General features: G+C 42.9%; 22 protein-coding genes. 4 read left to right on the forward strand and 18 right to left on the reverse strand.

Annotated features, from left to right (window positions below):
- Positions 1-63: 63 nt before the first annotated feature.
- From JJQ94_RS22740 to bioH, 3 genes are all read right to left on the reverse strand, one after another.
- The gene (locus JJQ94_RS22740; RefSeq protein ID WP_099031833.1) at positions 64-948 is read right to left on the reverse strand and encodes a putative metalloprotease CJM1_0395 family protein; all 885 of its coding nucleotides are present in this window, start codon (positions 946-948) and stop codon (positions 64-66) included.
- Positions 948-1256 (reverse strand): hypothetical protein, encoded by a 309-nt coding sequence (locus JJQ94_RS22745; protein ID WP_010378475.1) that lies wholly within the window; start codon positions 1254-1256, stop codon positions 948-950. The genes JJQ94_RS22740 and JJQ94_RS22745 overlap by 1 nt, the downstream gene beginning before the upstream one ends.
- A 104-nt stretch (positions 1257-1360) precedes the next feature.
- Positions 1361-2092 carry a pimeloyl-ACP methyl ester esterase BioH gene (bioH, locus tag JJQ94_RS22750; protein WP_099031834.1) on the reverse strand — a complete coding sequence of 244 codons (732 nt, stop codon included), beginning with the start codon at positions 2090-2092 and terminating at the stop codon, positions 1361-1363.
- 57 nt (positions 2093-2149) lie between these two features.
- Between bioH and JJQ94_RS22755 the strand changes: the two genes are divergently transcribed.
- Positions 2150-2821, forward strand: coding sequence for a ComF family protein (locus JJQ94_RS22755; protein ID WP_099031835.1), 672 nt, complete (start codon positions 2150-2152; stop codon positions 2819-2821).
- An 85-nt stretch (positions 2822-2906) separates the two neighbouring features.
- Here JJQ94_RS22755 and JJQ94_RS22760 read toward each other — a convergent pair whose 3' ends face one another.
- Entirely contained in the window at positions 2907-5432 is a 2526-nt protein-coding gene (locus tag JJQ94_RS22760) for a M14 metallopeptidase family protein (RefSeq protein ID WP_099031836.1), read from the reverse strand.
- A 145-nt stretch (positions 5433-5577) separates the two neighbouring features.
- On the opposite strand from JJQ94_RS22760, the gene nfuA reads away from it, so the two are divergent.
- Positions 5578-6153, forward strand: a complete 576-nt coding sequence (nfuA, locus tag JJQ94_RS22765) for a Fe-S biogenesis protein NfuA (protein WP_010378467.1) — start codon at positions 5578-5580, stop codon at positions 6151-6153.
- Entirely contained in the window at positions 6153-6431 is a 279-nt protein-coding gene (locus JJQ94_RS22770) for a hypothetical protein (protein ID WP_099031837.1), read from the forward strand. Before nfuA ends, JJQ94_RS22770 begins: the two co-directional genes overlap by 1 nt.
- 10 nt (positions 6432-6441) lie before the next feature.
- On the opposite strand, the gene JJQ94_RS22775 is transcribed toward JJQ94_RS22770, so the two are convergent.
- Positions 6442-7710 carry an MATE family efflux transporter gene (locus tag JJQ94_RS22775; protein WP_099031838.1) on the reverse strand — a complete coding sequence of 423 codons (1269 nt, stop codon included), beginning with the start codon at positions 7708-7710 and terminating at the stop codon, positions 6442-6444.
- A 27-nt stretch (positions 7711-7737) separates the two neighbouring features.
- Here JJQ94_RS22775 and JJQ94_RS22780 point away from each other — a divergent pair, with 27 nt between their 5' ends.
- On the forward strand, positions 7738-8781 hold the full coding sequence (locus JJQ94_RS22780) for a polysaccharide deacetylase family protein (RefSeq protein WP_099031839.1): 1044 nt from the start codon (positions 7738-7740) through the stop codon (positions 8779-8781).
- A gap of 33 nt (positions 8782-8814) precedes the next feature.
- Here the strand turns inward: JJQ94_RS22780 and JJQ94_RS22785 are convergent, their stop codons facing one another.
- From JJQ94_RS22785 to JJQ94_RS22845, 13 genes are all read right to left on the reverse strand, one after another.
- Entirely contained in the window at positions 8815-9843 is a 1029-nt protein-coding gene (locus tag JJQ94_RS22785) for a protein-glutamate methylesterase/protein-glutamine glutaminase (protein WP_099031840.1), read from the reverse strand.
- A 9-nt stretch (positions 9844-9852) separates the two neighbouring features.
- The gene (cheD, locus tag JJQ94_RS22790) at positions 9853-10467 is read right to left on the reverse strand and encodes a chemoreceptor glutamine deamidase CheD (protein ID WP_099031841.1); all 615 of its coding nucleotides are present in this window, start codon (positions 10465-10467) and stop codon (positions 9853-9855) included.
- Positions 10454-11284: a CheR family methyltransferase gene (locus tag JJQ94_RS22795; RefSeq protein WP_099031842.1), complete on the reverse strand. Its 831-nt coding sequence runs from the start codon at positions 11282-11284 to the stop codon at positions 10454-10456. The genes cheD and JJQ94_RS22795 overlap by 14 nt, the downstream gene beginning before the upstream one ends.
- A 52-nt stretch (positions 11285-11336) precedes the next feature.
- Positions 11337-14024, reverse strand: a complete 2688-nt coding sequence (locus JJQ94_RS22800; protein WP_099031843.1) for a methyl-accepting chemotaxis protein — start codon at positions 14022-14024, stop codon at positions 11337-11339.
- 1 nt (position 14025) lies between these two features.
- Complete coding sequence (locus JJQ94_RS22805; protein WP_099031844.1) at positions 14026-14547, reverse strand: chemotaxis protein CheW; 522 nt, start codon at positions 14545-14547, stop codon at positions 14026-14028.
- Positions 14544-16634 (reverse strand): chemotaxis protein CheA, encoded by a 2091-nt coding sequence (locus tag JJQ94_RS22810; RefSeq protein WP_099031845.1) that lies wholly within the window; start codon positions 16632-16634, stop codon positions 14544-14546. Before JJQ94_RS22810 ends, JJQ94_RS22805 begins: the two co-directional genes overlap by 4 nt.
- Positions 16635-16652: 18 nt before the next feature.
- Positions 16653-17015 carry a response regulator gene (locus tag JJQ94_RS22815; RefSeq protein ID WP_010378447.1) on the reverse strand — a complete coding sequence of 121 codons (363 nt, stop codon included), beginning with the start codon at positions 17013-17015 and terminating at the stop codon, positions 16653-16655.
- A gap of 9 nt (positions 17016-17024) precedes the next feature.
- Positions 17025-17297 carry an STAS domain-containing protein gene (locus JJQ94_RS22820; protein WP_010604348.1) on the reverse strand — a complete coding sequence of 91 codons (273 nt, stop codon included), beginning with the start codon at positions 17295-17297 and terminating at the stop codon, positions 17025-17027.
- 155 nt (positions 17298-17452) lie between these two features.
- Complete coding sequence (locus JJQ94_RS22825; protein ID WP_099031846.1) at positions 17453-18046, reverse strand: SCO family protein; 594 nt, start codon at positions 18044-18046, stop codon at positions 17453-17455.
- On the reverse strand, positions 18043-18942 hold the full coding sequence (gene cyoE, locus JJQ94_RS22830) for a heme o synthase (protein WP_099031847.1): 900 nt from the start codon (positions 18940-18942) through the stop codon (positions 18043-18045). The genes JJQ94_RS22825 and cyoE overlap by 4 nt, the downstream gene beginning before the upstream one ends.
- Positions 18926-19939 (reverse strand): COX15/CtaA family protein, encoded by a 1014-nt coding sequence (locus JJQ94_RS22835; RefSeq protein ID WP_099031848.1) that lies wholly within the window; start codon positions 19937-19939, stop codon positions 18926-18928. Before JJQ94_RS22835 ends, cyoE begins: the two co-directional genes overlap by 17 nt.
- 9 nt (positions 19940-19948) lie before the next feature.
- Positions 19949-20440, reverse strand: a complete 492-nt coding sequence (locus JJQ94_RS22840) for a transmembrane cytochrome oxidase associated protein (protein ID WP_099031849.1) — start codon at positions 20438-20440, stop codon at positions 19949-19951.
- Positions 20433-21161: an SURF1 family protein gene (locus tag JJQ94_RS22845; protein ID WP_099031850.1), complete on the reverse strand. Its 729-nt coding sequence runs from the start codon at positions 21159-21161 to the stop codon at positions 20433-20435. Before JJQ94_RS22845 ends, JJQ94_RS22840 begins: the two co-directional genes overlap by 8 nt.
- Between the last annotated feature and the right edge of the window lie 38 nt (positions 21162-21199).

The raw sequence follows: 21199 nt of genomic DNA on the forward strand, positions 1-21199 counted from the left end.
TGTCGGGGGTTTTAACTCGTTTTCACTGCAATGGCCCGCGGAGGAGAAGGCCAATACCTACGGTTAAATTTGCACTGATAGCGATGCGGGTTGATTAGGCATCGCTACATGTTGATAAAAATTTGAAATCCTGAGTGATCTTGCTTGGATTTCAGGATCAGCTTCAATTGGCATCGCAACAGCGTAGGGATCTGCATCCTGCTTCAGCTTGGCTTGCTCTTCTTCACTCTCTGCTTTTGCCTGCTCACCACTCAAGCGACGAGTTTGAATGTTTTGCACCCGCTTGCTATCACTTTGTTCTTCACCACTGATAGAAGCTTTTGCCAACTCAGCCTGCGCCGCCGATAGTTTTTGAGTAGCATCTGCTGCGATGGCTCTATCAGCGCCAGATGGCTCCGCTGGTGCTAACGCTGCCGCTCTCACCGTTTGCATTTTTTCAATCGTGCCCTGCGGGTCACCTTCAAGCGGCGCAACGTCGATCATCACCTCACCGCCAATAGCGTAGTTATTGCCATCAGGACCGCGCTGATATTCATAACTCGGTGATCCGGCATATTGCCCACCGACTCTGGCATGAGCCTGCTCATGTAATCTTACTTCTCTATCTCGAGATTTTAATTCTTGAACGACCTGCTCATCTTGCTCTGTTTGTTGCTGCTCTTGTTCATTCTTTTCTTTTTCTTGGCCTTCACCTTTTTCGCCTTCCTCTTTGCCTTGAATGGTTTTGCTTTGCTCTGTTTTACCATCAGAACCATAAACTTTTGCATCGTCTACGTTAGAAGAGCGGCCTTTTTCAGAATCAGAAAGGTTGCGGTTTTCAGTAAATGAGGGATTAGTTGGTGCAGGTTTTGGGATCGCTTCACGCAGCTGATTATCGCGTACAACCGTTTCGGTGTACACGTTGGCAGTGTTTAAATTCATCGCCGGTGGTGGCGTTACTATGTTCATTACACTTTAATATCAATCAACGTACCTAGCACTTCATCTGCAGTGCGAATAGTTTGCACATTGGCTTTCGCGTTAAACTCTTCAACTTTTAAGGCTACCACGGATTCGGTCAAGCTTGGGGTTTCGCTCACTGGAGCCGTCACAGCTTCACCGGCACTGGCACCCTGCAACTGCCGCCCAGATGCACGTTCAGAATCACTTTGTTGATCGATGGCAGCGCGGTTAATATCAGCACTTGCTTGGGCAATCCCCTGAGCAGCGCGGTTATAACCGTCAATTCCATTATTTAACACATCACCTATTGGCATATTCGCACCTAGATAAACCTTTTCTTACTGACTAATTATTGCGCAAAATATCAACAAAGAAAAGTAAAAGCGGCAATTTTTTGCCGCTTTATTATCCTAAATATCTAAACAATTGATTTAAGGAGTGATAAAAAGGCTTCTTTATGTGAGATAAAAGGCGCATGAGAGGCCTTTGCAAGCGTATGAGCCTTAAAATTTGGATTTAATGCCTGCATTTTCTCGACTGCCGCTTGTGGAACAAGAGAATCTAAACGGCCGAATATGCCTATTATGGGGAGTTGCAGTTGTGAAAATTCATCACGTAAGTCCTGCGATTTCAATATCTCCAGTCCACCAGCAAGTGCTTTCGCCTCCGATTCCGGCAGTGTGCCCAGCAGCGCTTTGAGTTGTTTGATGTCTTCTCTGGCATGTTCACTGCCCATCGCTTGAATAGCTAAAAACCTTTCTATCGTTTTTGCGCTATTGGTTTGCAGTTGAGTCTCAAAGTTGTTTAGCACCTTAGGGGCTATTCCGGGCCAATCAGCCTGCTCACAAAAAAATGGCGTTGAAGCGATCAAAATAACCTTGCTAACTTTGTCTGGAAAATGAGCAGCTAAATACAATGCAAATAAGCCCCCCAAAGACCAGCCTATCAACACACTTTGTGGCATCAGTTGTTCAGCAATAAGTAAAGCATTACGCTCAAGAGAATAATCCCCCTCGGCGCTTGGTGTACCACCAAATCCAGGAAGATTTACCGCTTTAATTGCTGTTGTAGGTGCTAAAGCTTCCTCGCATAACTGCCACACAGCTTTGTTCATCCCCCAACCATGGAGCAGCACAACTTCATTTTGCATTTATCTGTTCTCTATACCAAACTTGACGCCATGATAGCTAACCCGGGATGGAAAGCAATGATCCAACTTACTCGGTTATTACCTAAAAAGTGGTGTCAGCCTTGTGTATGCTGTGAACAAAGCACGACAAAAACCTTGCTTTGTCCATACTGCTTACAAGCTAGCTTAGACTTTATGGATAAAGAGATTAATCTACTTAATTATCCCAATATCCAACGCATGGTTAGCCTTGAAGACTGCGATGGGTTAACCGTGGCGAGTTGGTACCGCACGCCTATAAACACATGGTTGCAAGGAGTAAAGTTTAACCATAGCAAAGCGTATCAATGTGCCTTAAACCTGCTAGCCCAGACGCTATGGCAACGCTTCAGTGAAGAAGATGCTTTCCCCGTAGACCTTGTTTGTTGTTTGCCACTACACCGAAGACGTTTAATCCGACGAGGTTACAATCAAGTTGAGCAAATTTGGCAAGGGCTACCACTCACCCAGACAATACTCAAAAGAACGAAGCACACAAAGCCGCAATCTGAGCTGACCAAAGCTAAACGAAAATGTAACTTAAACAATTCCTTTGTGCTCAACCAATCTGTTGAAGGTAAAAATATCGTATTGCTTGAGGATGTGATCACAACGGGCGCGACCATGAATGCAGCGGCAAAAGTGTGTAAACAAAACGGGGCGAAAATGGTGTGGGCGATGGCTATCAGCCTCACACCATTCGACGCTTAAAAGCGTATTATTTGCTTGATATCACGACAGTAGATACCAATCAAATTGCTAAAAATCTCACTGCACAGATAAACTGATCTAAACCTTATCTTATGCCGTGTGCAAAGAACAACGCGTTATTTAGTAGTCGGCTAGAACCGAACCAAAAGCCACGAAATACCGGGTTGTCAGTCATTCCTACAGCCACTCCACGTCCAGACGTTGACGCAATCAAGACAGAAGAACCTGCGATCTGTTCAACGTTAATATTATCAGCATACCCTGCCAATAAAGGCTTTTTAGTGTACGTCAACGACTCGATAAATGGCTTATTATTTCGATGCATCACCCAAGTACTATTTTTAAAGACAGGTAATTCCCGGTTCTCGAAGCCAAAAGACAAGGGATGACTTAAATCCAAACGCGCGTCAAAAATCGCGCCGGCAATCCGCTGTTTTGCCGAAAGGCTATCTTGATCTGCAAAGGTGAGATTTTTGCTGTCAAACTGGGCTCGCATTTCTTTGCTTGAAACCAGTTCAGCGTCTAGTAGCTGCTGTTCGATTAGCCACTGCGCACCACGCTTTTGCCCCCAAATCACACCGCCTTTAGCAACCCAGCTCAAGAGCTTGGCTTTGCTCTTGTCACTTAAATCTCCATATTTCCCATCAGCCAATAAAATATGGGTGTAGCGCGTAAGATCAAGTTTCTCGATATGCTGCTTTTCCACAATCGACGGGGCGAGCTTTAAATGCCTATCTAAATGATACCAAAGCTCACCCGCTTCATATTGACTTACACCCGCACCACCTATGATGAGGACTTCTGGCTTTTGCAGCTGTAGCATTTGCCTTGAACCAAAATCGACACCACTTTGTGTCAGGCCTGTAGTCACACTATACACTGGAAGTGAAAGTTCTCTAGCGATTGTTTCAAGCTGAGTAAACCAGTCTGCTTGCTGTTGAATACCACTTGCTATCACCAATGTACCGGCCTGAAAGTCATGAGAACCTGAGGTGGTTGATGCTGAAAATGGTGACATTGCAGCTGCCACTTTCACTCCAGCCTGTAAGAGGCGATTTGCTAATTGTGGCGCCAAGTAATGGTGCCACTCTATGGTGTAGGCATAACTTCCAGCAACGGGAGCCGACACATTTGAGTCAGCGTTCGATTCACCTTGAAGCTTTAAACCCCAGCCACTTTTTACTGCGGCAAAATCTAAATCATAAGCATACGGCATCGTCCAACCTGAAACATCGTAGAATGTGTTGTCCTTAAAATGCGTCTGTGTGCTAAATAGTGCTTTTATCAAGCGATATTGCGGCTGGGCTAGTGGAATGTATAAATCCCCTTGCTGATATTCGGTGTTATCAACCTCTTTGGCTTTTGAGAGGTATTTCACCTCTATCTGGTGCTGTTTCAACAAATCCACAAACGCTTGAAAGCGATAGTTGTCTTTGCCACGTGCAACGACGTAGCCATTGATTTCATCTTTACTGGCAAGCTCGTTCGCTTGTTGATAAAACTGCTGCTGATAATCAAGTAAAGCGCGTCGATGCGTCGTGCTGGCTCGGAATGTCGAGAGACTCGTCGTGACCTGATTTTTAATCGTTTCAGGAAAACTCAACACACCATACTGAGTTTCTTGTGCATGCCCTCTACTACTTGCTTGTTCGAACAAAATGCCAACAGCGCCATTTACGTCGGGGTACGTAGAGCCTTTGCCATAATAAAAGTCATCAAAGCTCTCTTGGGTAAAATATAACTCCCCTTGTGCATCAAGGGCTTTGGCATGAAACTTACCAATCTCGTTGGTTAGCGCTACGTTTTGTAATGGGGTAATTGGGTGAGTCCTTGATGGGATCCCAGGTTGAAAAAAATAAGTACTATTTGGGCCCATTTCATGAAAATCGGTCAGTACGTTAGGTTTCCAGCGATGGAATGCTCTGATCCGTGCTTTTGACTCAGGATGTTGTAGTAGTAACCAATCACGATTGAGGTCAAACCAATAATGGTTAGTGCGACTAGAAGGCCAAGACTCATTATGCTCACGATGTGCAGGATCGGTTGATAGAGACATGCTCTTATTGGCGTTTGCCCATGTAGCAAAACGTGATAAACCATCAGGGTTCAAGGCTGGATCTAACAATATCACCGCATTATCAAGGAGCTGCGTAACAGACTCGCCCTGCGCCGCAGCTAAATAATATGCCATGAGTACCGCAGCATTGCTTCCTGAAGACTCATTACCGTGCACGCTATAACCCATCCACATCACAACAGGCTGACCTGAGCGGTTTTGGCTACCGCTCAATGAAGCAATATGATCTTGCTGAATACGCGCCAAGTTTTGTTGGTTTTGTGGCGAGCTCGCTTTTAGGAGTAACAAAGGACGTCGCTCATGGCTAAATCCGATTGTTTCGACACTCAACCTTGGGCTTTCACTTGCAAGGGTATGTAGATAATTAACGATTTGATCGTGGCGCAAATGCCACTGCCCAACTTCATATCCAAATGCTTGTTTTGGCGTAGTTATTGTGGGGTCAAATTTTATTTCATCGCCAAAATAATAGGCAATGGGCTTGGCCTGCAAGCTAAAGCTCAACAGCACGATAATACAGCTTATTAACCGCATGATAATGTCCTTTAATTCCGATTACTTTTCAAGCTAACAAGCGCGCCGCAGATTGCCAAATTTTTACGCCGAACACTAGCGACAACACGACGAGGAGAGTATGATACGTATTAACCGAGTAATTTAGTCAAGTATAGAGCGAATTATGATCCATATTTCAGATTCTGCCCAAAGCCATTTCGCGAAACTATTAGCCGATCAGGCTGAAGGCACTAATATTAGAGTTTTCGTGGTTAATCCAGGCACCTCTCAAGCTGAGTGTGGCGTGTCATATTGCCCAGCAGATGCCGTTGAACAAAGCGATATCCGCTTACCGTTTAATGGTTTTGAAGCCATCGTTGATGAAGAAAGCGCACCATTTTTAGAAGAAGCCGACATCGACTTCGTTACCGATAAAATGGGGAGTCAGTTGACGCTTAAGGCACCAAATGCCAAAGCAAAACGATTACGTGACGATGCGAGCCTAGCTGAGCGCGTAGAGCACATGCTTGTGACAGAAGTAAATCCACAACTGGCCAATCATGGTGGTCAAGTTAGCCTAGTAGAAATTACCGCAGATGGTATTGCAGTACTTCAATTCGGCGGTGGTTGTAACGGCTGCTCAATGATTGATGTCACATTGAAAGAAGGCATCGAAAAAGAGATGATCGCTAAGTTTGAAGAAATCAACGGCGTACGTGACATCACGGAGCACGCGCGCGGCGAACACTCTTACTATTAATGAGCAAAACCCTCATTTATCGCTTAGGGTCTCACCCTAAGCGAAGTCTCAAATTTTTCCTTTTTGGCCTTGTTATTGTGTTACTCGCAGGTGCTTTTATCGCACTGGGTTATTATCAAGATCATCGCTTTCAAATCGCAGGTTTAGTGCTTTTGCTTCCTGGTTTGTGTTGTGCCTTTTACGGATATATTGGCATTTTTGCTAATCGTTTTTCTCAAGTTATAGAAGCCAGAGAAAAACGCCGCAAAGCCCTAAAAGATAACGACCCGTTTGCTTAAGGCAGCCCCATTACTCGAGTAAAGTAGCCGCTCGAGTGAGCTGATGATATTTATATGCCAAGGTCAACCCACGCAACCCCATAAAACAACTCATCGCAAGCCAGAGCGCATGATTACCAAGTGGCAATGCAATCAAAAAAGGCAAGAAAAAACCGAATACCGCAGAAACTAGCATGCTATTTCGCATTTCTTTAGCACGAGTAAGCCCAACAAAGATGCCGTCAAACAAAAAGCAACTCATGGCAATCAAAGGTAATAGTACCAACCAAGGTAAGTAAGTACCTGCCAACGTAATTACTTCGGGGATATTGGTTAATAAGCTAATGATCCAGCCACCAGCTAGATAAAAAATAGCACTGTATAAAAGCGCAAATGCAGCCCCCCAAAACAGGCTTACTTTTACCCATAATTGCAATTGCCCCAACGAACCTTGCCCTTTTGCTCTGCCGACTTTAGCCTCCGCAGCATAAGCGATACCGTCCATCGCAAAGCTGACTAACATCAAAAAGTTAAGTAATACAGCGTTGGCCGCCAACGTGATCTCACCAAGCCTTGCGCCATAGAAAGTCATGAAACTAAAGCAGAGTTGTAAGATCAAGGAGCGAATAAAAATATCACGATTCAAGGTGAGTAAACTGAGCCACTGCGCGCGCTTTGGTAGAGTGAATTTCAACGCAATACCGTGGCGCTTTGCTACCAATGCGCTCAAAAACAAGGATAAGCCTAATGCAGAGTAGTCTGCAATGAGTGAAGCCCAAGCTGCACCTGCTACTCCCCACTCAAATCCGACAACAAATAAAATGTCCAAGGCGATATTCACTATGTTTGTGAACAATACCAGATAAAATGGCCCTCGTCCGTAATGCATCCCAAGCATAAAGCCCAGCAACACAAGATTCAACATTGCTGCAGGCGCACTGAATACACGGATTTGAAAATATAATTTTGCTTGCTCAAATACTTCACTAGAAGCATTTGAAAGCTGAGCAATTAATTGGCTCAACAGAGGAGATAATACAATCAAACTCACGGCAAAGAGCAGCGCGATGAGCATACTGGTATATAGTGAACGTGTTAGCTTGTCATGGTCTTGCTGGCCGCTTGATTGAGCGATCACTCCTGTTGTACTCATTCGCAGAAAACTTGCAAGCCAAAATAATACCGAGATAGCGCTAGAGCCAAGCGCAATCCCAGCCAAAAAATGCGCATCTCCCATATGGCCAATTACTGCTGTATCGACTAATCCTAACAGTGGCACCGTAATATTTGATAGTATCATCGGACCTGCAAGTAGTAAGAGGCTCAGATGTTGCGCTTTATGGCATTTAAGAAATTGATACAACATATTATTTTTGGTTTGGCCCTATTCTCAGCAAATAGTTGGAGTGCGGTTATCTTACAGTATCATCACGTGAGTGAGAAACTCCCTGCGGTCACCAGCGTGAGTGAAGAAACCTTTAAATCTCATCTTAACCACATTAAAGAACACGGTTTTTCGGTGATACCTTTACCACAGTTGTTAGATAGCCTGAAGTCGGGTAAGTCTCTACCAGAAAAAACGTTAGCTATCACCTTTGATGATGGCTATGAAAACAATATCACTGCGGCGGCCCCGCTCCTGGAATCTTTTGGCTTTCCCTATACTATTTTCGTCAACCCTCAACTTATTGACGAAAAGAAAAGCTATGTCATGACGTGGGATGAACTGAGAGCATTAGCAAAACGCGGTGCAATTATCGCAAATCATAGTGCTAAGCACGATTACCTCCATCTCAAACTAAAAAATGAAACAGTGGCGCAGTGGCGTGCGCGTGTTGAGCGCGATATCACATGGTCACAGCAGCGTATTAAAGAAGAAATTGGCCACGATTACCCGTACCTCGCATACCCTTACGGCGAGTTTAATAATGAGTTACAAAAGCTGGTAGCAGAACTTGGACTTATTGGTATTGGGCAACACTCTGGTGCGGTTGGTGTTTCTTCAGATTTTACACGTATCGCTCGATTTCCCGCATCGGGAAATTACAGCAACTTAGAAACATTAAAAACTAAGCTCGAAACCAAAGCATTCTCTCTACAAAAATTAGATTACCTTGATAGCGTCACGAACAATAAAACACCAGGAATCACGTTGCATTTTAACAATAAGGATTTTCATCAGAGTCAATTTGCATGCTACGTTTCAGGTGTTGGGCAAGCTGAGCTGAATTGGCTATCAGAAACCAGTGTACGTATTCAAACTCCGAAAGCACTGCCCATAGGACGGTCACGATATAACTGTACTGCACCTTCAATCAAAGACACAGGACGATATTATTGGTTTTCACAACCTTGGGTTATTGAAAAATAACAGATATGGGTAGGAACAAGTTCGCTCCTACTCTTACTTTTTAACCGCGCTCAGCATGGTTTCAGTCACTTTACTCAAAGGTACTAGGCTTTGCACTGCACCAAGCTCGTACGCAGCTCTAGGCATTCCCCATACCACACAGCTAAGTTCATCTTGTGCAAATGTATTAGCACCTGCGGCTTTCAAAGCCAGCATCGCTTTTGCTCCATCACTGCCCATTCCCGTGAGCATAGCAGCGCAAACATGCTTCCCCATTGGCACAAGGGAGTTAAATAACACTTCAACTGAGGGTTTATGACGATTAACAGGCTCAGTATCATCTAATCGGCAGACATATCCGGTTGCAGTGTGTGCCACCTTAAGATGTTTGTCTCCCGGTGCTATGAATACATGACCAGGTAATAAAACATCACCCTCTTCTGCTTCTTTGACTGATACTGCACAGGTGCGATCCATTCTTTGCGCGAATGAGGTGCTGAAAACTGGTGGGATATGTTGGGTGATAACAACAGGAGGCGCGTGTGTTGGTAATCGCATAAGCACCTCTCTAATAGCTTCAGTTCCTCCAGTTGAGGCTCCTATGGCTAAAATAGTATTACGCGAAAATGTATAATTACGGCCAATTTCTAGTTCGCTTTCCTGTTTTGGTGCTTTAAAAGCCCTCACTCTTGCACCGGCTGCTACTCTAATCTTTTTAACCAGCAAATCGGAATAAGACATTAAGGTATCAGCAACATTGCTGGTGGGCTTAGAAATAAAATCAACTGCGCCTAACTCTAATGCCTCTATCGTGGCGGGTGACCCCTCTTGGGTCAACGTGGAGATCATCACAACGGGCATTGGCCTTAAACGCATTAAATTTTTGAGAAAATTAATGCCATTCATTTTTGGCATTTCTATATCCAACGTTAATACGTCAGGCGAAGTTGATTTAATGAGTTCTCTCGCTTCATAAGGATCTTCTGCAGTGCCAACGACTTTAATACCATCCGCCTGACCTAATATTTCTTTTAACAACCCACGAATTAACGGAGAGTCGTCAACAATCAGAACTTTGATCATATTTCACACCTAAAATAGCTCAATATCCGTTTTATTGTCTTGAGCTTCAATGTCATGTAAGTAACGCACTTCACGTTGTTCAATTGTGTTATTGTGCATGGTTCGTAACTTTTTCACTTGCGCTTTACCACTTTGAGGATGAAAAATAACTTTTCTTGGCCAAGGGCCACCTACATCCTGTGAAATTAAATTCAAACATTCCTCTTCCACATAGGCTTGAGCAAACCTGATGTTACCTTCTCCGATATCAGTCATAGCGCTGATGATTTTTCCGCCGCCAAAAAGTTTAATTTTTAAATTGCTTCTAGACGCCCCATTTTTGAGTACTTCATTTATCAGATACTCCATCGCCCAGTTACCATAACGGCAATTTAGATCATCCGCATGTACTTCTCTTAGCGCCTTGGCTCCGGGTAACATAAAGTGATTCATACCACCTATACCCAGTTTCTCGTCATATACGCAAGCGGCAATACAGGAACCTAGTACAGTCGAAATCAGTTCGTCCTGCTTGGATACATAAAACTCCCCTGGAAGTACTTTTGCGACGACTTTGGCACGCCCTGAATCCCAAAAGCGTTTTACATGCTCGAAGCCTCTGAGAACAGGTCTAAACTCTCTCATTCAACTGGCCTTTTTGATAAATGGTTTTACCTAGATTTTTAAATTCTAGGTGCTCTTTTCCCATCGTTTCGGAGTGCCCAATAAGTAAGTAACCATTGGGAACTAACATGTCATGATATTGCTCAAATAGTTTGTCTTTGGTTTCTTTATCAAAATAAATTAAAACATTACGACAGAAAATAACATCAAAGGGTCCTTTCATTGGCCATGGCTCTAGAAGATTAAGTCGTTTAAAATGGATGAAAGATTGCAATTTAGGCTTCACTTTATACGTTGCTCCATCAGCACTTCTAAGAAACCATTTTTTGAGCTTATCTTCATCTAAACCCGTGACGTTATTTGCCGTATATTCTCCGAGACTCGCTTTGCCCAAGACGTTGGAATCTAGATCTGTTGCCAGCACTTTGACATCCCAACCATTCGGAAAAGCATTCGCAATGGTCATCGCAATACTATAAGGCTCTTCACCAGTAGAGCATCCAGCAGACCAGATCCGGACTCTTCTATCCTGTTTGTGTCTGGCAATAATTTCGGGAACTATTTTCTTTGTTAAAAATTCGAAGTGATGATTTTCCCGAAAAAATGAGGTTAAATTGGTCGTGATTGCATTGATAAAATGACTAAATTCAACATCTTGATTTTCTTCCAAAAAAGACAAGTACGCCTCAAATGATTTTAGCCCGTTGGCTCTTATGCGCCTTGCCAACCTTGAGTAAACCATTTCCCTTTTATGCGGCCCGAGTACTATGCCGCATGTGTCATAGACCCGAGCCGAAATTTCGGAAAAATCCTTATCGGTCAACAGAAACTCTCGCATCGTCGTATTCCTTCAGCCAACCCCCACTAAGGAATTGACCTATTACCTAACCCTAAAACTCTTCCCACTCTTCCGAGTCATCTGCAAACTGATTACTTCTCGTGTTTTGCTGGGGAAGCTTATTGGAGTTCATTGTCCGTTTTGGTAATTGTTTTTCTGGCGCCTTATAGTTCTTCGGTGACTCAGATATTTCTAAGCTACGGTGTGAAGATTCATCAAGTGTGAAGAAATTTAATAATCTTCTCATATCATTTGCTTGCTCAGCCATAGATTCCCCTGCAGCTGACGCTTCTTCAACTAAGGCAGCGTTTTGCTGCGTCATTTCATCCATTTGTGACACTGCTTTATTGACCTGCTCAATACCAGAGCTCTGCTCAATCGACGCTTCAGCAATGTCGGAGATCATGTTCGTTACCCGCTTAACAGACTCAACTATTTCTTTTAGCGTTTCACCAGACTCATTAACTAGTAACGTACCATCTTCGACTTTACTTACACTGTCTCTGATCAGGTCTTTAATTTCTTTAGCTGCTGCGGCAGAGCGCTGAGCTAGATTACGAACTTCACCTGCAACCACAGCGAATCCTCGACCTTGCTCTCCAGCTCTAGCAGCTTCAACGGCTGCGTTTAATGCCAATAAGTTTGTCTGAAAAGCGATTTCATCAATAACACCTATAATGTCCGCAATTTTCTTACTTGAGTCATTAATTTCAGACATGCTTTCAACTGCGCGTGTGACTACTTCACCGCCCTTGGTCGCCTTATCACAAGTTTCTTCAGCCAGCTCGTTGGCTACTTTCGCGTTATCTGCATTTTGTCTAACGGTGCTCGTCATTTCTTCCATACTCGAAGCTGTTTCTTCTAGTGAGGATGCTTGCTCCTCGGTCCGCTGACTCAAATCCGCGTTACCTTGAGATATTTCATCTGCACCACTGGCAACTAAATTTGCAGAAGTACGGATCCGACCCAGCACCTCGGTTAACTTCTCAGCGGTAGTATTTGCGTCTTTTTTCAGCTTCTCATAGGCCCCGCGATAATCGCCTTCAATACGTCTAGTTAAATTACCAGTTGCCAATGCGTCTAACATGTCCCCCATATCTGTAACAGTCTCGTCAACAGTAGACACTAAACTGTTTAACCCTTTGGTTAGTCTTAAATAGAAGCCATCTTTCCCATCTTCTGATAAACGAACACTAAGGTTACCAGCGTTAGCCGACTGAACTAGACCATTCACCTCTTTCTCAATCGTAACTTCTTTGGTTCTATCTTCCCATTCAACAACGGTGCCCACACGTTCATTATTGCCATCAAATATCGGATTGGCGACTAGGCCAAAGGTTCTTCCGCCGACAACGATTTCCGTTTTATACTCGGTTTCAAGTCGAGAAAGCATGGTACGTTGATGACTTGGGTTACGGTGAAAGACATCAATATTTGCCCCCATAAGATGGTTACTATCAAAATTAGGCAGGTCACGCCTTAAATCGCTCTCAGCATTTCTCATCATGTCCTTCACTGCGCGATTCAAGTACACGATCTCAAATTGTTCATTTGCAATCATCGTGTTCGTCGATACGTTGTCTAATGCTCTGCGAACGCGCAAGTTTTCAGCGGCAGCTGTTTTCTCATTCTCTTCACGAACTAAGCGCTCGGTCTTATCTTCCCACTCAACAACTGTACCAATCCGTTTTTTCTCATCATCAAATACCGGTGTCGCAATTAAACCAAATGTAAAGCCCGCTACTTTAATATCTGTACGATATACGTCATTCAGTTTTTCAAGCAAATTCCTTTGATGGCTAGGGTTTGCATGAAATACATCAATGCATTGCCCAACAAGTGTATCCACATCAAAGTTCGGTAATGATTTTCTAAGCTGTGTTTGATTGTCTCTCAACATTCGCACAACCGAATCATTAACATAAATAATATTCAACCCTTCGTCTGCTAGCATTACGTTTGCCTGACAAACGTCCAGTGCGCTCGATATACGAGCATTGTGGCTTGCCAAATCCGCCTGCTTTTTCTCTAGCGCTAATTCTCTTGTAAGGTCTTTCCACTCAACTAAAGTCGCGATCCTTTGCCCTTCATCGTCGAAAACAGGTGTGGCGATAAGATCAAAGGTCAAACCTGCCACTTTGATTTGTGTGACATATGGACGGGTCAAATTAGCTAGGATGCCTCTCTGGTGGCTAGGGTTTTTATGGAATGTATCAATATTTGCACCAATCAAACTATCAACATTAAAGCCAGATAATTCTTGCTGTAACTTAGCCTGATTTTTACGCAGCATACTTGTTACTGAATCGTTCAAATACACAATGTTGAGAGAAACATCTGCAAGCATGATATTGGCCTGACAGACCTTTAAAGCCAGCAACAAACTATGGCTATGATCTTGACTATCTACTGCGTCACCATTTAATAAATTAGCAACCGCCTTGTATAAAGATGATTGGCGTGACGCATTGCTTGCATTCAGTAAGCTAGCATCTTTACTCTCTATCGCGGGAACAATTTCCTCGACATCTTGTAACTTAGAAAGCAGAGTGTTTGCGCTTTGCTTAAGTAGTAAAATTGCCAGCACCACACTGACAGCCGCTATTACCATCGCCACATAGGCTTGTGTAGACATGTTAATATTCAACATTTGAACACTAATTGCCAAGCCCACAAATATTATGGCACCCGCAATCAGAACCCTATTGTTGAGTTGACTTGCTAATGCTTGATCGCTCATGTTATCCCCCGACAACCAATTGCTCATTCTGCTTTACTTCAAGATCTAATATCTTCTTCAAATTTAAAAGTACGACCATTTTTTCACCAACATTGACAAGTCCTTGTACAAATTGACTATTTTCCGAGTCTTGAAAATCTGGAACATCCTTCGCTGTTTCTTCATTGATGCTGTATACATCAGACACCGCATCAACAACTAACCCCATAATTTTTGTAGCCTCTTTTATTACAACGGAGACAACGATAACCACCGTTAGGGCTCCATATTCAATTTGCGGTAAGCCGAATCGAACCCTTAAATCTATGATCGGCACTATCGTGCCACGTAAATTAATCGCACCGTTCACATACTTAGGTGCGTTTGGAATAGCAGTAACTTCTTCCCACCCTCTGATTTCCTGCACGGCCAAAATATCCATGCCGTACTCTTCGCCCGCCATCATAAAGGTGAGAAATTGTGTATCGTCATCTCTGTCTGCAAGCATGATTTGTTCATTAATCGAGGCTTTTTCAGTGATCATGACACCACCTCATCTAACTCTTGTTCTACTAATAATTCTTGAGTTCCTGGACGCTTTAAGCCACTTAGTTTTATAAGACCACTAATATCAACAATTAAAGAGACTCTGCCATCACCTAAAATTGTCGCCCCTGAGATCCCATTTACTTTCTGATAATTCGCTTCGAGACTTTTAATAACGACCTGTTGTTGCGCCAGTAAATCATCCACCAACAGTCCCACTTTGTGACTATCACTCTCAACAACCACTAACAGTGTTTTATCCAACTCTTCTATTGCACCACCATGGTTAAATAGTTGATATAGCCTTAGTATTGGTATGTATTCATCTCGTAACCGAAGCACCTCTAAGCCATTACCTACTTTGCTCACTTTTTTAATATCTATTTGTAAAGACTCAACAATAGAGATAAGTGGAATGATGTAGGTATGCTTCGCAACTTTAACCAGTTGACCATCAAGAATGGCCAGCGTTAATGGCAATCTAATTGTAAACGTTGAGCCAACCCCTTTTGCAGAAGTCACTTCAACGCTGCCGTTTAATGCTTGAATATTTCTTCGAACAACGTCCATACCCACGCCGCGACCAGAGATATCACTCACTTCATCGGCTGTTGAAAACCCAGGCCTAAAAATAAGTTCATTAACCTCTTCAACAGTCAGCTCATCAGTTGCTTGAATCAGGCCATTGGCAATTGCTTTACTTTTTATTTTTTCGGTATTCAAGCCTCTGCCATCATCCATGATTTCAATCACAATATTTCCACCTTGGTGGAAAGCATTCAGTGTCACCGTACCAACGGGGTCTTTTCCGGCTTTTATTCTGTCTTCCGGTGTTTCTAAGCCGTGATCCAAAGAGTTTCTTACTAAATGAACCATAGGATCGGAAATTTTTTCCATCACGGTTTTATCTAATTCTGTTTGCTCTCCTAGCAGTTTTAGCTCAACCTGTTTATTCAACTTCTGCGACGTATCTCTTACTAAACGGGGAAATCGGCTGAAGACAAAACTAATAGGTAACATCCTGATGCGCATTACATTTTCTTGTAAATCGCGCGTATTATGGGCTAATTGAGCGAGGCCTTCTTGCATCGCAGCAAGTGTATTTTCTGTCGGTTCTTGCTCGCCCAATTGAGTCAACATAGCTTGGGTAATAACCAACTCCCCTACCATATTGATAAGCGAATCAACTTTATCAATCCCAACACGGATCGAAGTCGATTCTGCTGATTTCTTGCTAGCCTCTGGCTTCGCCCTTGTCGCTGTCGCTGAGGGTGTTTTTGGTACATCAATATTTTGAGTCTCGTTGCTCGACGCTTCTTTCTTCCCACTCTCTGGTTCTGGCGTTGTAGAGACACTCACATCATCTTCAAATAAACCACCACATAAGGTAATAGAAATTTCAGCATCATCCTCAACCCACTCAAATACTTCTTTAATCGCCGACTCGGGATGACTGGTTGTTATGTATAACCGCCAACTTAGGTAACAATCCTCTGGGTTGAAGTCATCAATTTCAGGTATTGCATCACAAAACGCATGAGTTTCTAAGTCCCCCAATTCTGACAGCTCACTTAACATATAAAGCGGTTCGTTACCGGTTTTAAACAAATGGGGAAGCGGTTTGAAGTCTATTTGATAGGTTTGAGATTCTTGCCCTTGAGGTGTGCTATCAGCAGTGTCTGAGTTAACACTCTCTTTACCACCTAAAATCTCTTCAAATTTAACTTTCAACTCATTCGCATTGGAAAGATCTGGCTCTTCTTCGGCTTGTAATGCGGTTAGTAAGGCCCTTAAACAATCAACGGATTGGAGCAGCAAATTGACATGTTCAGCGGTCAACTGTCGACGCCCATCCCTGATCTGATCGAGTAAGGTTTCCAACACATGCGTGAAGTTAGCGACAGAAGTAAAACCAAATGTTCCACTGCCACCTTTGATGCTGTGTGCTGCGCGAAATATAGTATTGATCGTTTCTGAGTCTTCATGGCCTGGCTGTAAATTCAGCAGCTCAGCTTCCATTATGTCTAGACCTTCAAAGCTCTCTTCAAAAAAGACATCAAAAAATTGGCTTAAATCAATACTCATATCGACGCCTCTCTGTATCTATCTTATGACTTTTTTCAATACCGCTAGTAGTTGTTCAGGGTTGAATGGCTTCACTATCCAACCTGTTGCTCCCGCCGCTTTACCTTCTGTTTTTTTATCTAACCCCGACTCAGTTGTCAGCATTAGTAAAGGGGTGAACTTATAGTTGGGTAAGCTGCGCAGCTCTTTAATAAGTGTGATCCCATCCATTACAGGCATGTTTACATCAGAGATCACAGCATCGAACCCTTGTTGCTTGGCAATAGATAGCGCTTCACTGCCATCTTTGGCTTCCGTGACATCAAAACCTGCTTTTTTCAAAGTAAAGCCAACCATTTGGCGCATTGACGCCGAATCATCCACAGCTAAAATCTTTTTCATATTCACCTCTTAATTTTCAATACTATGGAATAAATAATGGGTTAATCCCAACTCATTTACCGCCTGCGCTAAAGCGTCACTTTCACCATGCCATACAATTTTATGTTCTAACGAGAGCAAGTGTTTCTGCACGGCACAGAGCAGTTGTATAGATGCTGTGTCGGCTCTTTGCACTTCACTAATATCAATCGTGATGTCTGATGTTTCCATAGAGTCTTGGAAAATCTGATGGTACAGGCTTTCCACATGGTTAATCGCCATTTCAGGTGGAAGTTTCAACATGAGCTGAAGACTATCCTTGTAAAAATGAGTAATAAAATTAGCTTAGACCGTGATGGTAAAAATGCCACAAAGATTGATTAAAAATCCGCAAATAATTAAAGCGTTAGAGGTAAGATAGTACAGCGACACTGGAGTCGACCAGTGTCGATATAAGACTAATTGATGATCTTCTCTAGGTCAGCGAGAAGTAGTTTGTCATCGATTGTAGGGACAGCTCCAGCTGTGTGTGTAGGTTTGAAAATAGCCTCAAGCTGACCTTTTGGGTTAATTAATGCTACAGACGCACTATGATCAACATAATACTCTTCTGTCTGTTCCTGATTTATTGCGTAGATTAAACCTAGATCTCTCACAAAAGGAAATAAAGCCGAATGCTCGGCAGATACCGCTTTAAAATCAGGATCAAAGTGCTTGATGTAGGCCAAACGCTTCTCTTCAGTATCTCGGTTAGGATCGACCGATACAAACCATACTTGTAAGTCACTTTTGTTTTTTACGGATTGATATACGTGAGTTAATTTCAACAGCGTCATAGGACACACGTCGGGACAGCTGGTGTAACCCAAAAATAGCAAGTTCCATTTATCGGTAAAGTCTTGGTTTGAGACTACCTCACCGTATTGATCCTTTAATTCAAACGCTTTAACTTCCTTAGGCTTAGGGTACCAAACCACTTTTTCCGACACATCTGGCGCAGGCCCACAACCAAACAGAATTAACATAGAGATAATTAAGATAAATTTTTTCATATAAATGCTTTATCCACAAAGAGTGCAATGAACACTATCAAAAGATGCCAGATAGAGAAATAAAATACCCTCATAGCATACTCTAAACTATTTGTTCTCATAAGCTTTGTGGCTTTGTAAATAAAAGCGACATTTGCCATGCCAGAGACCAACAAATAGATCCAACCAGACATTCCCACCAGGTAAGGCAGCAAACAGACTAAAGTTAAAATGATGGTATAAAATAGCACACAGAGTTTTGTAAATTCGTTTCCATGCGTTACTGGTAACATGGGGACTTCGGCTTTTTCGTAGTCTCGTTTACGAGCAATAGCTAATGCCCAAAAGTGGGGAGGTGTCCAAGCAAAAATGATCATTACTAACAACCAAGGCTCTGCACCAAGCTGACCTGTCTCACTGACCCAACCTAACAGAGGTGGCATCGCTCCTGCTAACCCCCCTATTACTATGTTTTGAGGGGTTGCGCGCTTTAACAATAACGTATAAACCACGGCATAACCGAATAGCGCGGCTAAGGTGAGTAGCGCACATAACTGATTGGCGAAAATAGTTAACAGAGCATAACCGGAAATTGCGAGGCCCGTCGCAAAGATTAAAGCTGATGATACAGAAACGGAGTCTGTCGCTAACGGTCGGTTTCGTGTTCGTGCCATCTTTTTATCTATTTCTCTATCCACGATATGATTTACAGCTGCTGCACTACTTGAAAGTAAACCAATGCCAAACAAACTCATTACTTGTGCCAATAATGTTTTATCACTTTGTGGTGCTAACATCATCCCGACCCACGCAGTAATCACCAACATACATACTACTTTGAACTTACACATGCCAAAGTAGGCTTTGAATAGCGTAGTTGCTTTTTGGAGCTCTGAAAAATTAGTTAATTGAAGCATATTTCACCCCTATTTTTTGCGCCAAGCTGATAAAAAAGCACAATCTCACCATTGCTAATAACACCATAGCTGCCATGAAGTTATGGAATAGTGTCAACAACAGAGGAAACTGGAAATGTACTATTGCAGCCCCCACCAAAACTTGTATAGAAACTAAAGCTAAAACGACAAGCGCTGAGTGTCGGAGTACTCGGTTTTGGCTTGCTTTAAGCAATGGCCAGCATGCTGCAAGTAGCATTAAAACGGTAATAACTGCCCATATCCGATGGATAAAGTGAATAGATACTCTAGATTCGAACGGTAACACTCCAAACTCGTAAGTCGCTGAAGCTTCTGGAAGCGTAAATAAGCTCTGCCAAGAGAAGAGTTGCAGATTGTCACATAGTGGCAGCCCCGTACAATGTGGAGCAGCATAATTGGCTGCAAGCCACCCGCCAAGCGCAATTTGTATAATCAACACACCGAGAGCCACATAACATAAGCGATAGGTAAGCTTAGTTACACTAGCAGTAATAGTGGTGTATTTCAGCCTTAAAACCAATAACACCAGCAATGCTAGAATACTAAATCCCCCTAGTAAATGACCCATCACGATGACTGGCTGTAAATTCATCGTCACGGTCCACATCCCAAGCGCCCCTTGAAATAACACAAGCAATAGCAGTAAGTAGTAGTGTCGATTAGGGCTTTCTATTTTTTGCTTTTTGAACAGCCTTATGCATGCAAGTGCCAAAATAAGTAATCCAAGGAAGCTGGCAAAATAGCGATGGATCATTTCAATCCAAGCTTTTTCTGCTTCCACTTCTAAATGTGGAAAGTTGTCTTTAGCAGCAGATAATTCATGACTCTCATTTGGTACTGTTAAGAAGCCGTAACATCCAGGCCAATCTGGACACCCAAGTCCCGCATCACTTAAACGTGTGAAAGCGCCAAGTGTCACTACAGTTATTGCGACGAAACAGGCAAATATTGCGATTTTTATTCTTACCTTGGACATATTTACCTCCTAACTTGAACGAGAGTAGTTCAATAATTTTTTCAGATCACTCAGTAGCCCTTTTTGTACACTTCGCATTTCTTCTAAGCTTGCTACTGGTGCATACTTAAGTACAAATAACCCTGTTTTATCAACCAAATAGAGGTAGTTGTCGTCTAACTGGTTGAGGTATATCGGCAAAGAAGTAGCGTACTCAATACCTTTTTCATTTCGCTCTTGTAATACCACAAGCGATACTTTCTGCTGGTTTTTCCCCAGCGCTAAATATAAATTAGGTAAGCTATCTAGTAGTAAAGAACATTGCTTATTACACTGCTTTGGTCGCTGATAAACGATACTCCACTCAGTATCTAAAACCAGCTCTGATTGGCGAACCTCCTGACTTAAAAATTCACCGTGATTAGTCGTGCTATGTGGTATCCAGCCGACCTTCAGGGCAACAAATGCCAACAGTAAGGGGAATACGAACAGCCCTATAAACCATCCCGCACTTCTAGACATTTTTATTCTCCTTTTTTGAAAGTTTCCAGCCAATTACTACCGCGGCCAAGGCAATAAGCAACCACTGCAAAGCATAAGCTTCATGTTTTTGCGGTGACATTACTATCGGTTGATAATGGGGCTCAGTCCCAGCTAGTCTGTTTTTAGTCATGTAGGCAATTAGAGGTAAAAGAGGTTTACCTGACTCCGCAGATAAGTAATCAACATCAATATACTGGATCACAGATTGTTTTGTTGCCTCCTCTGCCGCAGACTTAGCTAAGGTGAACCGCTTACTAGCACCAGATTTGATATAGACAGGTAGAGAGACACTACCACTTGGAAGAGAGTAAACGGTAGGTACGCGACTAGCCTGCTGTGGCACAAAGCCTAAGTTCACAGCTAGATACTCATCAGTTTCGGAAATTTTAATAATGCCAATTACATCAAAACCGACTCGGCCTTTCACGACTTGATTATCTAAATACCAAACCGCATCGCCTACAAAACTCCCTGTAATCGACACTTCAGCATTAACATATTGAGTGAGCGGCTGGGATGTTACTTGCTGCTCATTAGCAACGCCTAGCGATTTTTCAATCTCAATTTTATGCTGCAACACATGTTTTTGTTGTGCTCTTTGCCACTGCCAATAAGAGAGCGAGCCACATAAGAGAACAACGATTAATGCTGCCAATATGGGGGGTTTTGATCTACCTTTAAAAAGTGCACCTAAATCCATCGGACACCCCTTATGATTAAAATTATTATTGTTGTATT

The organism is Pseudoalteromonas sp. GCY, from assembly GCF_016695175.1.
Lineage (GTDB): Bacteria > Pseudomonadota > Gammaproteobacteria > Enterobacterales > Alteromonadaceae > Pseudoalteromonas.